The 16,054-nt window shown below is 36.2% G+C and carries 14 protein-coding genes and 1 tRNA gene; 5 read left to right on the top strand and 10 right to left on the bottom strand.

Annotated elements, in window-relative coordinates:
* Positions 1 to 21: 21 nt before the first annotated feature.
* Together B8967_RS21495 and B8967_RS21490 are read left to right on the top strand one after the other, a co-directional pair.
* Positions 22 to 2,214: a peptidase domain-containing ABC transporter gene (locus B8967_RS21495; RefSeq protein ID WP_047496643.1), complete on the top strand. Its 2,193-nt coding sequence runs from the start codon at positions 22 to 24 to the stop codon at positions 2,212 to 2,214.
* Positions 2,215 to 2,268: 54 nt separating this feature from the next.
* A complete protein-coding gene (locus tag B8967_RS21490; RefSeq protein WP_084087822.1) occupies positions 2,269 to 3,567 on the top strand; it encodes an HlyD family secretion protein in 1,299 nt (432 codons plus the stop codon).
* Positions 3,568 to 3,628: 61 nt separating this feature from the next.
* Here B8967_RS21490 and B8967_RS21485 read toward each other — a convergent pair whose 3' ends face one another.
* The 9 genes from B8967_RS21485 to greA form a co-directional block, all read right to left on the bottom strand.
* On the bottom strand, positions 3,629 to 5,002 hold the full coding sequence (locus B8967_RS21485; RefSeq protein ID WP_084087821.1) for a hypothetical protein: 1,374 nt from the start codon (positions 5,000 to 5,002) through the stop codon (positions 3,629 to 3,631).
* Positions 4,999 to 6,735 (bottom strand): hypothetical protein, encoded by a 1,737-nt coding sequence (locus B8967_RS21480; protein ID WP_084087820.1) that lies wholly within the window; start codon positions 6,733 to 6,735, stop codon positions 4,999 to 5,001. Before B8967_RS21480 ends, B8967_RS21485 begins: the two co-directional genes overlap by 4 nt.
* A 518-nt stretch (positions 6,736 to 7,253) precedes the next feature.
* Positions 7,254 to 7,327, bottom strand: a tRNA-Met gene (locus tag B8967_RS21475).
* Positions 7,328 to 7,371: 44 nt separating this feature from the next.
* Positions 7,372 to 8,664, bottom strand: a complete 1,293-nt coding sequence (locus B8967_RS21470) for a TlpA family protein disulfide reductase (RefSeq protein ID WP_084087819.1) — start codon at positions 8,662 to 8,664, stop codon at positions 7,372 to 7,374.
* A 61-nt stretch (positions 8,665 to 8,725) separates the two neighbouring features.
* The gene (locus tag B8967_RS21465) at positions 8,726 to 8,938 is read right to left on the bottom strand and encodes a hypothetical protein (RefSeq protein ID WP_047496688.1); all 213 of its coding nucleotides are present in this window, start codon (positions 8,936 to 8,938) and stop codon (positions 8,726 to 8,728) included.
* 5 nt (positions 8,939 to 8,943) lie between these two features.
* Positions 8,944 to 10,908, bottom strand: a complete 1,965-nt coding sequence (locus tag B8967_RS21460; protein ID WP_084087818.1) for a T9SS type A sorting domain-containing protein — start codon at positions 10,906 to 10,908, stop codon at positions 8,944 to 8,946.
* A gap of 74 nt (positions 10,909 to 10,982) precedes the next feature.
* A complete protein-coding gene (gene clpX / locus B8967_RS21455; RefSeq protein WP_047496693.1) occupies positions 10,983 to 12,170 on the bottom strand; it encodes an ATP-dependent Clp protease ATP-binding subunit ClpX in 1,188 nt (395 codons plus the stop codon).
* Positions 12,171 to 12,235: 65 nt separating this feature from the next.
* Positions 12,236 to 12,625: an HIT family protein gene (locus tag B8967_RS21450; RefSeq protein ID WP_047496696.1), complete on the bottom strand. Its 390-nt coding sequence runs from the start codon at positions 12,623 to 12,625 to the stop codon at positions 12,236 to 12,238.
* Positions 12,626 to 12,682: 57 nt separating this feature from the next.
* The gene (gene greA, locus B8967_RS21445) at positions 12,683 to 13,153 is read right to left on the bottom strand and encodes a transcription elongation factor GreA (RefSeq protein WP_047496698.1); all 471 of its coding nucleotides are present in this window, start codon (positions 13,151 to 13,153) and stop codon (positions 12,683 to 12,685) included.
* 110 nt (positions 13,154 to 13,263) lie between these two features.
* On the opposite strand from greA, the gene B8967_RS21440 reads away from it, so the two are divergent.
* Positions 13,264 to 13,719, top strand: a complete 456-nt coding sequence (locus tag B8967_RS21440; RefSeq protein WP_047496701.1) for a Rieske (2Fe-2S) protein — start codon at positions 13,264 to 13,266, stop codon at positions 13,717 to 13,719.
* 34 nt (positions 13,720 to 13,753) lie between these two features.
* Here the strand turns inward: B8967_RS21440 and B8967_RS21435 are convergent, their stop codons facing one another.
* On the bottom strand, positions 13,754 to 14,587 hold the full coding sequence (locus B8967_RS21435) for a GLPGLI family protein (RefSeq protein ID WP_084087817.1): 834 nt from the start codon (positions 14,585 to 14,587) through the stop codon (positions 13,754 to 13,756).
* A gap of 310 nt (positions 14,588 to 14,897) precedes the next feature.
* Between B8967_RS21435 and dtd the strand changes: the two genes are divergently transcribed.
* Both dtd and B8967_RS21425 read left to right on the top strand, forming a co-directional pair.
* Positions 14,898 to 15,347: a D-aminoacyl-tRNA deacylase gene (gene dtd, locus B8967_RS21430; protein ID WP_084087816.1), complete on the top strand. Its 450-nt coding sequence runs from the start codon at positions 14,898 to 14,900 to the stop codon at positions 15,345 to 15,347.
* Positions 15,348 to 15,355: 8 nt separating this feature from the next.
* On the top strand, positions 15,356 to 15,952 hold the full coding sequence (locus tag B8967_RS21425) for a hypothetical protein (RefSeq protein ID WP_123863362.1): 597 nt from the start codon (positions 15,356 to 15,358) through the stop codon (positions 15,950 to 15,952).
* The last annotated feature ends 102 nt before the right edge of the window (positions 15,953 to 16,054 follow it).

The raw sequence follows: 16,054 nt of genomic DNA, 5'->3' as shown, positions 1-16,054 counted from the left end.
ATTTTATAATGAGTATTAGTTTTGAAGAAATTTCCTTTTTATAAGCAACCAGATGCCAAAGACTGCGGCCCTACCTGCCTCAGGATTGTAAGCAAATATTATGGCAAAAGCATATCGTTACAGCAAATTCGTGCCCTTTCTGAAACCACCCGTGAAGGAAGTAGCCTTCTGGGGCTAAGCGATGCCGCAGAAAACTTAGGATTCCGTTCCTTAGGTGTACAAATAGATTTCAATACCCTTACACAGGAAGTTCCATTTCCCTGTATTGCCCATTGGAACAAAAATCACTTCGTTGTTATTTATAAAATTGATAAAAATAACAAGGTTTATATATCCGATCCCAGCTATGGGCTCATCACCTATGAGCGTGATGAGTTTATCAAATTCTGGATTGGTGAAAATGCGAATGAAAATACAGAAGAAGGTATTATCCTTATCCTAGAAACAACACCCACTTTTTTCCAGACTGAATTTGATATTGATCAGAGTAAGGCCAGCTTTTCTTTTCTTTCCAGGTATCTACTTAAATATAAATCACTGGTTATTCAGCTGGCAGTAGGTCTTCTCGCAGGAAGTTTATTATCACTGATTTTCCCGTTTCTTACCCAAAGTATTGTAGATGTTGGGATTCAAAATCAGGATATTAATTTTATTTATCTTGTACTTACCGCACAGATCATGCTTTTCCTCGGAAGAATGGGAATAGAGATGATCCGAAGCTGGATCCTGCTCCATCTCTCAGCCAGAATTAACATCTCCATTATCTCAGATTTCTTTATCAAACTGATGAGACTTCCTATAAGTTTCTTCGACACGAGAATGACTGGAGATATTATGCAGAGAATTAATGACCATCACAGGATAGAACAACTTCTTACAAGTTCTTCATTAAATACCCTGTTCTCATTAGTGAATCTTATCATCTTTAGTATAGTTTTACTTTTGTATGACTACAGATTATTTCTGGTTTATTTTGTAGGAGCTATATTATACATTGGCTGGATCAGCTTCTTCCTTAAAAAGAGAAAAGAGCTTGATTACAAACGATTTTCTCAGGTTTCTCAGGAACAGAGTAAAGTAATTGAGCTTATCAACGGTATGCAGGAGATTAAAATGCATAATGCCGAAAAACAGAAAAGATGGGATTGGGAGTTTTTACAGGTAAAACTCTTTAAAATAAGAATAAAATCTCTGAGTCTGGAACAGTGGCAGTCTGTAGGAGGAAACTTTATCAATCAGATAAAGGATATCCTGGTGAGCTTCCTTTCTGCAAAATTGGTTTTGAGCGGAAACCTTACTTTAGGGATGATGCTTTCTGTACAGTATATCATCGGACAGCTTAACAGCCCCCTGCTTCAGTTGATTGATTTTATAAAACAAACCCAGGACGCCAAGATCTCTCTGGAAAGATTGGGTGAAATTCATGATAAAGACGATGAAGAGGATAAAAATGAGCAGTATGCTACAGAAATTCCCCATAAGGATATTGAGGTAAAAGATATTTCCTTCAGATATATTGGTTCTGATGTTCCTGTTTTTGAAAATTTAAGCCTTCGCATCCCCTTCCAGAAAACTACTGCCATCGTAGGAGCCAGTGGAAGCGGAAAAACAACCCTGCTTAAATTATTAATGAAGTTTTATGATCCTGACCAGGGAGAAATCAGAATAGGAAGTACGAGTTTGAAAAATATCTCACCAAGACATTGGAGAGACCATTGCGGAGTGGTGATGCAGGAGGGATATGTTTTCAATGATACCATTGCTAACAATATCGCTGTAGGAGAAGATCATATTGACAAGAAAAAACTAAGACGTGCTGTAGAAATTGCAAATATCAAAGACTTTATAGAAAGTCTTCCTCTTAGCTACAATACAAAGATAGGAAATGAAGGAGTTGGGGTAAGTGGTGGCCAAAAGCAAAGGCTCTTTATCGCAAGAGCAGTATACAAGTCACCTGAATATATTTTATTTGATGAAGCAACATCAGCACTGGATGCCAATAATGAGAAGATTATTATGGAAAATCTTGAGCAGTTCTTCAAAGGTAAAACTGCAGTAGTGATAGCCCACCGACTGTCAACCGTAAAACATGCCGACAATATCATTGTTCTGGATAAAGGAAAGGTAGTAGAAGAAGGCAGCCATGCCGAGCTTGTAGATATGCGGGGAGAATATTACAGACTTGTTAAAAACCAACTGGAATTAGGAAATTAATAAAACCCTAAAAATTGTTTCTCTCGGAACATTGATGAAATTTTACTTTAAAACATGAAAGAAGACATTTTAGACAATATAGAACTTCGCTCAGAAAGCGTACAGGATATTCTGACCCAGCCGCCACATTGGATGATACGTTGGGGTAATACCATTATTTTTGTTATTCTCCTGCTCATTCTTGTGATGAGCTACATTATAAAATACCCGGAATTTGTTCCGGCTCCCATTATTGTAACTTCTCAAAATCCTCCGGAAAAATTAGAGGCAAGGACCAGTTCCAAAATTGAAAAAATCTTTATTAAAGATCATCAGGAAGTAAAGAAAAATGATCTTCTGATGGTGATGCAGTCAGCTGCTAATTATAAAGATGTACTGGAGCTGAAAAAGCTGGTAGATTCTACTGCCCCTAATCAACTCTACTCTTTTCCTCTTTCTGTAACTTCAAGATTTAAACTTGGAGAACTTCAAGGGGATTATAATAATTTTGCAAAAGCATTTCAAGATGAAGAGCTTTTTACAAGACTTCAGCCTTATGCACCGGAAAACCTGGCCGCTAATCAGAGTATTCTTGAAAACAGAGGAAGAATATCTACCCTGAAGCAACAAAAAAATCTGGAGCTAGCTAAATATGACCTTACTAAGAAAAACTTCCAGAGATCTCAAGAGCTTTTTAATCAAGGGGTAATTTCTTCTTTGGAGCTTGAAAATGAAAAAATAAAATATATTCAGGCCCAACAGAACATTGAAAACCTTAACATTTCCATATCTCAGATGGAAGAAGGCATCTCCAATCTTAATAAGACCAAAAGCGGTACTGCCATCAATACGGAAAAAGATAAGATCACCTATTCTTCTCAAACCCTACAATTATTTGAACAACTACGTAAATCTTTAAAACAATGGGAACAAAATTTTCTTGTGATCTCTTCTACGGATGGTATCGCCAGTTTCCAGCAGTTTTTCGGAGAAAATCAGTTTGTAAAGGTAGGAGACCCTATCCTATCTATTCTTCCGGAGAATAAGGAAAAATTAGTCGGTAGAATGTCTGTTCCTACAGTAAATTCCGGAAAAATCATTCCTGGAGAAAAGGTTCTCATTAAACTTGATAATTACCGTTTCCAGGAGTATGGTATTATAGAAGGTAAAGTTCAGAATATTTCCCTGATCCCTGATGATAAAGGTAACTACTACGTAGATGTGGTTTTGCCCAAAGGATTAAAAACAAGCTATAACAAAACGCTTACTTTTGATAAAGAGCTTAGAGGAAGTGCTGAAATTGTAACTCAGGATTTAAGACTTATTGAAAGGTTCTTCTACCAGATTAGAAAATTACTTGGCTACCAAAGCTAACCATAAAACTAAACCCGCAGATGTGCGGGTTTAATTTTTATAGACTGTGTAAATATTAAATTTATTTCTTAGGCTTCACTTTTAAAAAGATAAAACTATAATCTGTCGGTATACTGGTACCAATCACAGGAGCATTTTTATGACAGTCCATACATTGTTTGCTCTGGGCGTAGGTTTCCATAGTTGTATTTGAGATTTGGTTGGGTTTTACCCCTCCTTCCATAAGTGGAGTCTGCGTGTTATTATCTTTATCCGCAACCGGATTTTCCGGCCATTGGATATTGACAAGCTGATAGTATTGCCATACCGATTTCGGGTTACTGGCCCTGATCAGCTGTTGCATCTGGGCATTCAGTTTTTGAACACTCTGACTTATTCTATTGACCCTTACCACCTGAACCGGTTTATTTAAACTGTCTTTTCCGGGAACCGGAGACTGATTGGCCGGATCTTTACTGTTTGGATTGTAAAAGCTATACTTTACAGAAGGATCAGCAGGTCCGGGGCCGGGAGCATTATTGACGTGTTCAAAAGTCATCCAGTTCAGCTGTGGAGACTGTGGAGTTTTACGGATAATATGCAAACCGACCAATCCGAGATACTTTTGTGTATATTTCCCATAGATAGGTTTCTTCCCGTTAAATCCTTTAATTTCCGGCACCATAGCTTTGGATATTTTATAGTAATTTTTCAGGGAGTCCAATTGATCGTCAGGAATTACGCGCCATGCTGCTTTTAATTCTATAGATTCATTAGGCAGCCAGACTCCATTATTTTTTGTACCAAAAGCTTTCAGATTATCATAATCATAGAGTTTATTTTGCCGGATAAAATCACTTTCAAGGTTATTTATTTTAATTTCATACCAGACTATATTTCCATTCTGATCAGTAAGCCAGGCTCCTTCAGCCTGCATGATTTCATCTACATTGCTACTGCCTACTGCTGCTCTGAGGGTAGCCTTAGGAAGACTTGAAATGATATCCGTAAATTTATTGATCTCATTAATTCTCTTTATATAGCCTGTTTTACTTTTAAGATTCCATGCTAAAGGGGGCTTAGGAGCAAATACATCATCAATACTTAAAAAACTTTCCCATACTGTAGGGCTGTAATCCCCAGGCATCCCATAATTGGCAGCTGTTGCTGTAGTATCCGGAATACCGCGTTGGGCAGAAGCGATCCAGTTTAATGCTATAAAATTTTTCCAGGCAAAACAATTCAGCACTTCCTGGGAACTGTGGGCACAAGTAGAATCTGCAGCCAGTTCATAACTAATTGCAGGTGGATTACAATAAGCTCCACAGAAAATCGTTTCACTGGTTACTTTCTTCGAAAACCCCGTTGCAGAGTTTAGCTTTTTATCCTTTTTACTGGATTCACACGAGACTATACTCACTATGGCAAGTGACCATATTAAAATTAAAGCTTTCATTTTAATATCTTTTTAACCTGTTCTATTTGCTGGCTGGAAAGTAATGTACGGTTTGGAGTACTATCTGTTTTAGGTAACGAGCCTGCTGCCACCACTTCCAATACTCCTGATAATGCAAATCCAGGATCTGAAGCATTATTATACAGGGTAAGCGGTTTTTCTCCCAAAGCCACCCCACCATCTGTTGTTATACTAATGAGGAAAAGCTGTGTATCTTCATCCAGATTCTGGAAATCCGTTACTGCAACTGTAACCCCCGGGCCAAAATCAAAACTGGTTTGCTGAATGGCTCCGTTAGCCAGAACTGCAATTCCTTCTGTGGTCGTTCCAGCCTCAACCTGAGTAATGCAGGAAGTCAGGTTTGAGAAAGTGTTCAGTTTATTGTAAAGGCTGGCTTGTAGCAAATTATTATCCAACAGATATTGCACACTCGGAAATGTGGTGGCTGGTATTCCCACCGGAGGAAATTTTTCAGGCTGTTGCCCCTGTGCAGGACTCAATCCTGTACCGGCAAGCTGCACAAAAAAAGTATCTGCAATCTGGGAGCCCCATTTTAGCGGTTTCTTATTCACCAATATATCACTCAGTTTAAAGTTCGCATCAGCAGGTACAGAAAACCTTGTATGAAGCAACATATTATTAGGATAATAAGTAATTCCTTTATTCTTCAAAGCACCTCTTACTACAGTGTAACAGTCTTCAATTTTATAATTGGCTGTAGCTGGCATTTCAAATTGATCAAAATGAGGGATCTGTCCATACAATGCAATTGGGTTCGTTAAAGATACCTGTACATTATGGTTATACACCAATGAGTTTACGTTCTGCCCAATACGGGGATCACTGTTTCTGTAGATCTGTCCATACTGAGCTGCACAAATCAATGTATTCGCATCTGTTATTACCTTTCCATTTACCACTCTAAGTATGGTAGCTGCTGCCCCAAGATATATTTCTGCTCCTAATGAATTGGGAGGGCTCGTAAGATGCACTGCCCCACCTCCTGAAGAAGTAGCATCCGGTCCATTATTCCATTTATTGATCGGGTTATAAGCAGGAAGCCCGGTTTCTCTTACAATAACAGGATTTCCATGACTGTCCAGCAGATAGAGATCTTCTTTCTGAACATTTTCATTATTAAGAATTTCCTGATACAGGGACACTACCGTATCCGGAGAGATTTTCCACATGTGGAACCAATATTCCGGATTCTCATGTGTAAAATTAACAGCAATGATATCTCCACTCTCGTCTCTTGTTACAGACCATTCGCAATATTCATCCTGCCATCCTCTGGGTCCCGAAGGTCCGAAAGCTTTAGTTCCTGTATCAGTAGGATCACACGGGTTTCTAGGAACCGTAAGCTTCATATTATATTTTTGCCCAAAAGCAATAGGACCAATATCTGCCAGTTCATGTAATTTATCCTCATAATCCTGCTTTCCAAATTTATCGGTAAAAAGAGTGGTAAAATAGTGATTGATTCTGTTTGGGAAAGCATTCCATTGTATAGGAACCGTATTATTTTCATTAGGTATCGAAGGAGTGACCAATGGATTGTAATACCAGCTTCTGGGATGATCATACGTGCTTGACCATGGATTTCCCATTATCGAATTTACTGTACAGTATTTAACGTAATTACTCCATGCATTATGAAGCTTTTCTCTCAAAGCCGGATTGTCTTTAAAATCTTTTTCTGCCTGATAGGCTGGGGTGTCAAATGTTTTCATGGTGTTAAGTTTTATTATAGTTTTTATCTTGAATAAATTATTTTAATCTAAAATATGCAGATAGTACATGACGAGTAAAACCTGAGATTGGTTTTCGGAGGATCAATAAAAATGATTATTGATATTTCAAAGCTAGAAATTATCTGTGGAAATAGATTACGTATTTCTACCCATTTTCTCCAATCCGTGAAAAATACGATGCCCGAAAAAATAAATCAGTTTACTATTTTACGAGCCCTGAAAACATGTTTGAAATAATTGAGACTGACAGCCAAAGTGGCAATGATAAGATTCCTGAAAGTTGTATGGAGAAGTATTCGGTGAAATGATGAATTAATCAGTAAGCAAATTGGATTTCGTTGGTATGTGCTATGCCTTTAAAAATAGAAAGCATCTCCATACAGCAACATTTTGCACTATCCCCAACTTTTGTGTCTGATCTCAAATACTGAGAAAAAAAAGAAGAAAGTATATATAAAAGAAAAACGGAAAAGTAATGATTACTTTTCCGTTTATTGTAGCGAAGACGGGAATTGAACCCGTGACCTCAGGGTTATGAATCCTGCGCTCTAACCGACTGAGCTACCTCGCCTTTTTGGTGGTGCAAATATAGAAAATATTTCTTTACCTCCAAAATTATTTTAGCTTAAAATATTCTAAAACATCGCCAACATGGTCTGGTTTGTTGATTATCTTATTGTTAGCATCTAAAATAAAATACGTTGGTGTTGCATGAATATTGTAAGTATCTACATAAGTACTGTTCCATCCTCTCAATTCTGTATCATTGATCCAAGGAAAAGCAGCAATCTTTGTGGAATAAGAATTCTTATCAACATCTAAAGATAATGCTACAACCTGAATATTTTTTGATTTCAGATCATTGTATTTTTCCAATAGCTTTGGAAGTTCACTTTCACAGTGAGAACATGTGGACGACCAGAAGATAATAATTTTCTTATCAGCTTTTACGTCATAAAGTGACTTAGCATTGGTATTGGCCGGTGCCTGGAATTTATAGTTAGGGAAAGCAGCTCCTATTTGAACATTCGCATTAGATTTTAATGTAGAAGCCAGCCTGTCATTGATGGTACATTTAAGATTTTTGGCAAGTCCCAGGTACTTATCCTTAAACTCATCCATTTGGTATACATCGAAGATATCTATCAATTCTGATAAAACAGTCTGCCCTCTCGGAGTTTCTACCTTTAAACGATCTAAAAGCTTGTCTACAGATCCGCCAACATTTGTGTTACCCCCTGAGTTCAGATAGGCAACCAATACAGGTCTCAGTAAAGAAGAACTTTCAAGCATATCATTGGATTTATCCAGGAAATTGATGATATCATCCGGATTAACCTTTTTAGCAGGATCGGATGAATTGGACAAGAACTTACTATAATTGCTGTTGTAATAAGAAATAAACGGGTGATTTGCTGCATCAACAGAAGATGAAGTACCCGTAAGTCTACCGATCTCTGCATTTAAAGCTTTTCCAAACTCAGTATTATCCTTATAATATTCTTTAATCTGAGTTAAAGCAGGAAGAATAAGCTCTTTCTTTTGTGAACCTTCCTGTTGTTTGCTCATCAGCTCATTGGCTTCATCCAGATAGAAAACATCTTTGATTTTATTATTCTGGATATCCAGTTTTACACTGATATTTTTATTTTCAGAAATGAAATTGACCGCATTATTACTACCTGGGAAATAAACTTTCATCATCCCCATATAATTACTGGGATATTTAAAAGTCCACGTATTATTCTTACTTTGTTCTTTGGTAACAATAATATCCTTTGAACCGTTTAATGTATATAGAATAGCATCCTGATCTTTAAAATCTGCCGATGCCTGTACTGTAACAGTAAATTGAGCCTGCAGAGAAAATGCGGCTAATACCGCAGATAATATATAAACCTTTTTCATATAGTAAAAATAAAAAAACTCTCTGACTAATCAGAGAGTTTAATATTATTTTAATAAAATTTTATGCTTTTTGATTTTTGTACTTCTTTGTAAAGAATACAATAAATGTAATTGCTATAGCAGAAAGTACATATACATACATATCGATTGGTGAGGATGGCGCTCCTGTACCATTTCCTCCATTTCCTCCTCCTCCTGGTATCGGGGGAGCAGCATTCACCAATAATATGGCGAAGAGAAAAAAAGCGGATGCTAGTTTACTAATAGTTTTCATATTGATTATTTTAAGATTTTTGTGTTAACAGTTTCACCCTTGTCAGAGACAATTTTTACTATGTAAGAATTTTTAATAGAGTTATTAAGCTCGATTACAAAATCCCTAGATGCATCAACCGCTTTTTTAGAGATTACCAGTTTACCGCTCATATCATAAACTTCAATATCTGCTTTTTTCCACTGTGGATCAAATCTAACAATATAATTTGTAATTGACGGATCGTATACCACCAATGTTCTTGATGTTGATACCGCTTTCTTATCTTTATCTATAGCTAAAGTAGCATCGTTAGGCTGCCCGTAATATAAATTTGCTTCTTCATTGGTAACAGGAACAATATCTCCCTGCTTAGCCTGTAGTATACTTCCGTTTTCTGCTTTATAGTAGAAACCGATACCTGAAGATAACTGGTGAGCTCCTGCAGGAATTAATTCTGCATTTTCTCTTACCTCAAATTTATAATACTTAACTTTATCCTGATAGTAGTTTACTAACTTAACATTTTTACCTTTGAAAGTATCTTCGTTCGCTTCATTGATATACAACCAATAGTTTGTATTGTTATTATCATACCCTCCAGTTAATGCTTCTTCAAAAGTACCGATGATATTCTTACCGGCTGAAGCCTGTACTGTAGTTGCTGTAGAAACCTGATGACCTGTTGTAAATTCCGGAGAAACTACATAATACGTTCTTGCAATTTCATTTTGATTCGCATCAAGACCGATAACTCCAAGTTGTTTAATAGTTCCTCTGTCGTTAGCATGTCTTGCAGCTCCTACACTATAATCAGTACCCGCTGCTCTTGCTGTTTCTTTAAATCTTCTTAAAGTATTAAAGTTTAAAGTCTGAGCAGTGTTGTTTCTTAACTTCATTTTGAATGACTGCATAGGTTTGATAACCACCAAATCTACGTCTCCAACTGCCGGAGCTACACCGTCACCTGTAGGGAAGAAGGTAACCACTCTGGAATTGGTAGCATAAGTTGAACCATTCGGAAGTGTGTTAATTGTACCCGGGTTATATTCAACACCCCAGATATTTGTCACAGCATTCCCGTCAGAACCCGTAGGACTCTCGGTATATCCTATTCTGGATAAATCGATATTAGTTAAGAATGGATTTCCGAACTGGTAGAAATTTTTTCCAAATGTTCCCGTCCATGCAGAAGTAGTAAATTCAAATGAATCGTCCAAATACGTATAGTACTTTTCACTATACGCGTTGTTATTACTTCCGTTTGGTCCGAAGTTCACATTCGCTGCAGCATTTTGCAGCGGAGTAGCACTTGCAAACTGGGCATAAGGTACTCCGTTGATGGTGTACACATTCCCTGTTGCAGGAGCACTTGCACTCCAGTCATTGTTGGTCACTTTCAACATATAGTAACCCAAACCGTCAGTGGTAGTTGTTGCTAAGTTGGTGAAGTGATTGGACACAGCTGTTGTGTTATCCCATTTAAGAATAGGATTACCATATCTTGCTGTATTAAAGGTTTTACCAAGTTCAGTAGATAATGTACTCAACGCTTTACCATAAAAAGGCAATGCTACTTGTTGAAAATAACTTGGATTAGTAGAACCACCATGATTTGTAGTTCTATACTCTTTACTTACAACACCTGTAATATTGGATTGGGATAGTCCATCAATGTACAGCTGTCCATAAGTAGAAGTTGCAAAGGAAGCTGGAGTGTTCAATCTTAAAACAATATTTCCACCATCGGTTTTAGCTCCGCCGGCAGCATCAATCGTTTTAAAAGCGTCTCCGGTTGCTCCTACAACCATAATATTCCCGTGTACATCCAAAAGGCCATTACCTCTGGTTTGTACACCACCACCGCTATATACTAGGGTGCCTTCGCTCACATACATATTAGCGTTAGTGTCTACGTGACATAAAACATTCTGCGCCTGAACAGAATAGCTAACGGCTAAAAGACCTATAGCAAATAAACTTTTTCTCATTGTATAAATTATTTGTGTGTTAATACAATCTTCACCCGCAAAGGTATATTTTTTTTCTTAAAAAAAAAAACATTTTATCTATTAATCAAAATATTATCTCCTGTTAACACAATATTTTTCTCTTCTCCAATCGAGAACATATAGTCCTCCAAAACCTTTTCAGTTGTTCCTCGAAGCCCTCTCGCTCCCAAGCCTTTTTCCATGGTTTCCTCTACAATTTTTTCAATTGCGCCTTCTGTGAAAACCAAATCCGTGCCATCCATCTTAAAAAGCTCCACAAATTGATTCACAATTGAATTTTTTGGCTCATTCATAATTCTTACCAACGTCTCTTTTGTGAGTTTATCGAGATAAGTGATGATTGGAAATCTTCCTAAAAGTTCGGGAATTAATCCGAAAGATCGAAGATCGACAGCATTAATATTTGTTAATACATACTCATCTTCATCTACCTTATTGATTTTTTCAGAGCTGAAACCTATGGCCTGCTTATTCATTCTTCTTTCGATGATCTCTTTGATCCCGTCAAAAGCTCCTCCGGCAATAAATAATATATTCTGGGTATTCACCTGGATATATTTCTGGTCAGGATGCTTTCTTCCTCCCTGTGGTGGAACATTGACAATACTTCCCTCCAGCAGCTTTAGTAATCCCTGCTGTACTCCTTCTCCTGAAACATCTCTTGTAATACTAGGATTATCTGATTTTCTTGCAATTTTATCAATCTCATCGATAAATACAATTCCTTTTTCTGCCTTTTCCACATCATAATCTGCCACCATCAGCAGTCTTGATAAGATGCTTTCCACATCTTCCCCTACATATCCTGCTTCTGTAAGAATGGTAGCATCTACGATACAAAACGGAACATTAAGTTCTCTTGCAATGGTTTTTGCAAGAAGCGTCTTTCCTGTACCCGTCTCCCCTATCATAATAATATTGGACTTTTCAAGCTCTACTTCTCTGTTTTCATCCTTAGCATGAAGGAGTCTCTTATAATGGTTGTATACGGCTATGGAAAGCTGTTTTTTTGCCTGATCCTGTCCAATTACATACTGATCCAGAAATACTTTGATTTCTTTCGGCTTTTTAAGCTCCTCCATATTATCTGCAGGTGAATATTCTGTTTTGGAAGCACCGTCTTTTACGATAGTGTGCGCCTGCTCTATACAATTTTCACAAATAAAACCGTTCTGCCCAGAAATCAGCATCTGTACTTCATTTCTTTTTCTACCGCAGAAAGAACATTGGTTTGAATTCATAATATATATATAATGTATATGTTAAAGAAAATCGTAAAAAATTTCTTTTTTACGATTTTATGTTTTTAAGAATTAATAATTGAGTTTTGAATCTCTGTATATTCTTCGTTCGTTAATTTTAATCTCTCATTTCTAAAGTTCATATCCTCCATCTTATTTAAAGGGATGAGATGGATGTGGGCATGAGGTACTTCTAATCCTACTACTGCTACTCCTACTCTTACACATGGAACTGCAGTTTTGATCTTCTTGGCTACCTCCTGGGCAAATCCCCATAGGTTTTTGTATTCTTCACTTTCAAGATCAAAAATCAAATCCACTTCTTTTTTAGGAACTACTAAAGTATGTCCCTTCACCAAAGGCATTGCGTCTAAGAATGCTATAAAATTTTCATCCTCTGCAATTTTATAAGAGGGAATTTCGCCGTTGATGATTTTTGTGAATATAGTGCTCATTTTGTACGAAGTTAGCGTTAGATATTAGAAGTTTAGAAATAGAAATTTTATATCAGACTATAGAGAAATGTCTAATACTTCAAAAGACAGTTTGTTTCCGTTTGGTAAAGTAATTTCTGCAGTTTCGCCTATTACTTTTCCTAACAGACCTTTTGCGATAGGTGTGTTTACAGAGATTTTTCCTGTTTTAAGATCGCTTTCATTATCAGGCACTAATTTAAATACCTGCTCTTGTTTTGTAGCGTTGTTCTTAAGCTTCACTGTTGTTAAAATGGAAACTTTTGATGTATCTAGTTGACTTTCGTCTATAATTTTAGAAGTTGCAACAGCATCTTTCAGCTTTGAAATTCTCATTTCAAGCATTCCTTGCGCCTCTTTAGCCGCATCATATTCAGCATTTTCAGACAAATCTCCTTTATCTCTTGCTTCTGCGATCTGCTGAGTTATTTTTGGTCTTTCCACAGTTTCCAACTGTTCCAGCTCAGCTTTCATTTTCCCTAGTCCCTCCTTGGTTACATAGCTTGCCATAATTTTCGAAATTTAGTTTTAGTATAAAAAAATAATCCGACATTTGCCGGACAATGTTTTACGTGTTATAATCGTTTAACTTTTACAAATATATAAAAATTTAAATTGAAATGAAAAAAACTTTCTCAATAATATCTATTTTCACCTTATTGATTTTCAGTATTTTATCTATAAACTCATGCGGAAGCAGAGAAGATACGGTAAGCTGCTTTCCCAATAATCCAATCAATGTCAGTTTGAATTTAAACCTGCCGGCTTATAATAATTTGAACTACGATAATGGCTGGATTTATGTAAATGAACAACAATCCGGAACCAGAGGACTCATCGTTGTTCGTGTGGGAAATTCCTTCAAAGCATATGATAGAAATGCCCCTCATATATGCCCGGATAATAACACCACTCTTGAGGTAAAAGACAATATTGCTATTGTATGTCCAAAAGATAATAGCAGATGGATTTTAAGAAACGGTCAGCCTGAATCGGGTTCTAAAACCTCACTTCCTCCCAAAACGTATCCTTTTAATTATGATACTGCCACTAAAGTTTTAAATATTTACTACTAAATAAAAACCGCAATCTCTTGTTGCGGTTTTTTATTTAATCCGGATATTTCACGGCTTTATCCAATTCTACCGGATTATTAAAAGACCTCATCTTTTCTCTTTCTCTTTTCTCGGCAGGTTTTAATTCTTCTTTGCTTAAGATCGTTCCGTCATCGAGTAACAGCTTTTTCCCTTCCGGAATGCTTAGTTTTCCGTTAAAAACATATTTAAAAGGATCCTGATACAATTCTAATTTTAAATGACCCAGTTTTTTGTAATTTGTTTTTATAGCGTTACTCTTACGTCCTTTCAATGTATGGCTTTGGTAATTATCCGCAATTTTTTCACTTTTAATCAGTTGAAAAAAATAATTTTTACGGGTATCATATATTTCTATAATCAGCCCCGGTAAACCATTGAATTTATAAGGCCCATAGGACAATGGAATTTCCGGAGTAAACCAGGCAATCCATTTTCTTCCGCCAAAGTTGGTTTCTGCCTGTTGTACCTTTAATTCATTGATCTGTTTTGTATGATCGGTAATTTTCCAGTCAAGGGTAACAGCCTCTTCTATTTTATAAAAATTGACGTCTCCTATGTATTCATAATTTTCATACAGAGGATTATTTAGTTTTTTAGTAAAAAATGGAGTCAGCTTAAATCCTTTAAAACCATCTTTTCCGGTACTTGCGAATACTGAATCATTAATATAATCAATCCGGTTATAATAAGCAAGATCTTCTTTGGTAATATCTAAAATATAATTCTCTCGGGTCATTTCCTGAGAGGTGGAGTCTTTTTTGTAGTCAACCGCATAAATAAACCGATCATTCTGGGCATACAACCAACATTGAGTACCGAATAACAGTAATGCAATAATCTTTTTCATAAATAATTCAAATGTTTAAAAAAATTCACTCTTGTCAATAGTTTTTTTATCTCATAAGGCCACCTGTCATCTGGTGCTTGTTTTATTGATTCAGCTCTTGATTCCCGCGGGAATATGTTCCTTAAATTGATAATGAAAGGCAATGATATGAATAAAATCCAGTATTTTTACAGATAATATTAAAAAAAGAAGAGAGAAGATTTTGACATACTGAAGTTAAATCTGTAATTTAGGATTTTACAAAAAAAGTGATTAAGATCGGGAATATTTCATTCCTATCTTTTTTAGCAAAACACAATTATAATTAAAAATGAAGATCGTTATACAAAGAGTTTCTGAGGCCCGTGTAAAAGTAGATGGAAAAACCGTTGGAGAAATAGGAAAAGGATTAATGCTTTTGGTGGGCATTGATGAAAATGATGAAAAAAAAGACGCCGACTGGCTTGTACAAAAAATCCTAAATCTCAGGATCTTTGGTGATGAAGAAGACAAACTTAATCTTTCTGTAAAAGATATTTCAGGAGAAATCCTCTGCATCAGCCAATTTACACTGATCGCAGATTATAAAAAAGGAAACCGCCCTTCTTTTATCAAAGCAGCCAAACCGGATAAGGCCATTCCTCTATTTGATTATTTTAAAGAAGAAATAGCAAAATCAGGATTAAAAACGGAAAGCGGAATCTTTGGTGCTGATATGAAAGTTTCACTGATCAACGATGGTCCCGTTACCATTGTTATGGATTCAATCACAAAAAACTAATGACCTTGATGAAAAGTAAACACCTACCTATTATTTACCTGGCCATTACTGTTTTATTTGTCATTGAAATCATTTTAAGCTGGAAGCAATATAGTTTCGCTGGTTATTATACTGATAAATTGATTAATTGGGCCTGGCTTGCGATGACTGTATTTATGATCATAAGATTCTGGAAGAGAAAAACAGCAAAAGCTTATTTTACACTGCTTGTTTCTGTCATTATTTTAAGCATACTACCTATGATGATTCCTTTCTTTGGGATCGTCTATTATTTTTCAACTATCGATGATTATCAACAGATTGAGCTTAATGACAGCTACAGAATTGAGAGAACAAGGCCTGGAGCTTTAAACAAGCCCCAAATTTATATTTACAAAAAAGAAGGTATCCTTGAAAAAAAAATCTACAAAACCCCTTATTTAGAAGTTGTAGAACATGTTATTCAAAACCCTCTCAAACGTGAACCCGGCCAAAAAGATCCTCAGATCCAACAGGCAAAATTAATCAGCAGCAATAAAGACAGTATTGGAATTGAGTATCAGATTATGGGTAAAAAGCACATATTTTATCATAAAAATCAAGAAGACGATGAGTTTTATAATTGATCACATTATATCGGGAATCTGAGTATTTTGCTTTGATTTACCAATCTAAAAAACACCTTTCGGCTAGGTCGAAAGGTGTTTTTTTTATTATATAATTTTTAT

Origin of the sequence: Chryseobacterium sp. YR221, from assembly GCF_900176315.1 — a bacterium.
In the GTDB taxonomy this organism is placed as follows: domain Bacteria; phylum Bacteroidota; class Bacteroidia; order Flavobacteriales; family Weeksellaceae; genus Chryseobacterium; species Chryseobacterium rhizosphaerae.
The sequence above is the reverse complement of the archived record's forward strand: the minus strand, read 5'-3'. Positions and strand labels throughout refer to the sequence as shown.

Bases quoted from the DNA above. Each gene is read 5' to 3' on its own strand.
- B8967_RS21490 (WP_084087822.1), top strand. From the start codon at position 2,269: ATGAAAGAAGACATTTTAGACAATATAGAACTTCGCTCAGAAAGCGTA.
- B8967_RS21485 (WP_084087821.1), bottom strand. From the start codon at position 5,002: ATGAAAGCTTTAATTTTAATATGGTCACTTGCCATAGTGAGTATAGTC.
- B8967_RS21480 (WP_084087820.1), bottom strand. From the start codon at position 6,735: ATGAAAACATTTGACACCCCAGCCTATCAGGCAGAAAAAGATTTTAAA.
- B8967_RS21470 (WP_084087819.1), bottom strand. From the start codon at position 8,664: ATGAAAAAGGTTTATATATTATCTGCGGTATTAGCCGCATTTTCTCTG.
- B8967_RS21465 (WP_047496688.1), bottom strand. From the start codon at position 8,938: ATGAAAACTATTAGTAAACTAGCATCCGCTTTTTTTCTCTTCGCCATA.
- B8967_RS21460 (WP_084087818.1), bottom strand. From the start codon at position 10,908: ATGAGAAAAAGTTTATTTGCTATAGGTCTTTTAGCCGTTAGCTATTCT.
- clpX (WP_047496693.1), bottom strand. From the start codon at position 12,170: ATGAATTCAAACCAATGTTCTTTCTGCGGTAGAAAAAGAAATGAAGTA.
- B8967_RS21450 (WP_047496696.1), bottom strand. From the start codon at position 12,625: ATGAGCACTATATTCACAAAAATCATCAACGGCGAAATTCCCTCTTAT.
- greA (WP_047496698.1), bottom strand. From the start codon at position 13,153: ATGGCAAGCTATGTAACCAAGGAGGGACTAGGGAAAATGAAAGCTGAG.
- B8967_RS21440 (WP_047496701.1), top strand. From the start codon at position 13,264: ATGAAAAAAACTTTCTCAATAATATCTATTTTCACCTTATTGATTTTC.
- B8967_RS21435 (WP_084087817.1), bottom strand. From the start codon at position 14,587: ATGAAAAAGATTATTGCATTACTGTTATTCGGTACTCAATGTTGGTTG.
- dtd (WP_084087816.1), top strand. From the start codon at position 14,898: ATGAAGATCGTTATACAAAGAGTTTCTGAGGCCCGTGTAAAAGTAGAT.
- B8967_RS21425 (WP_123863362.1), top strand. From the start codon at position 15,356: ATGAAAAGTAAACACCTACCTATTATTTACCTGGCCATTACTGTTTTA.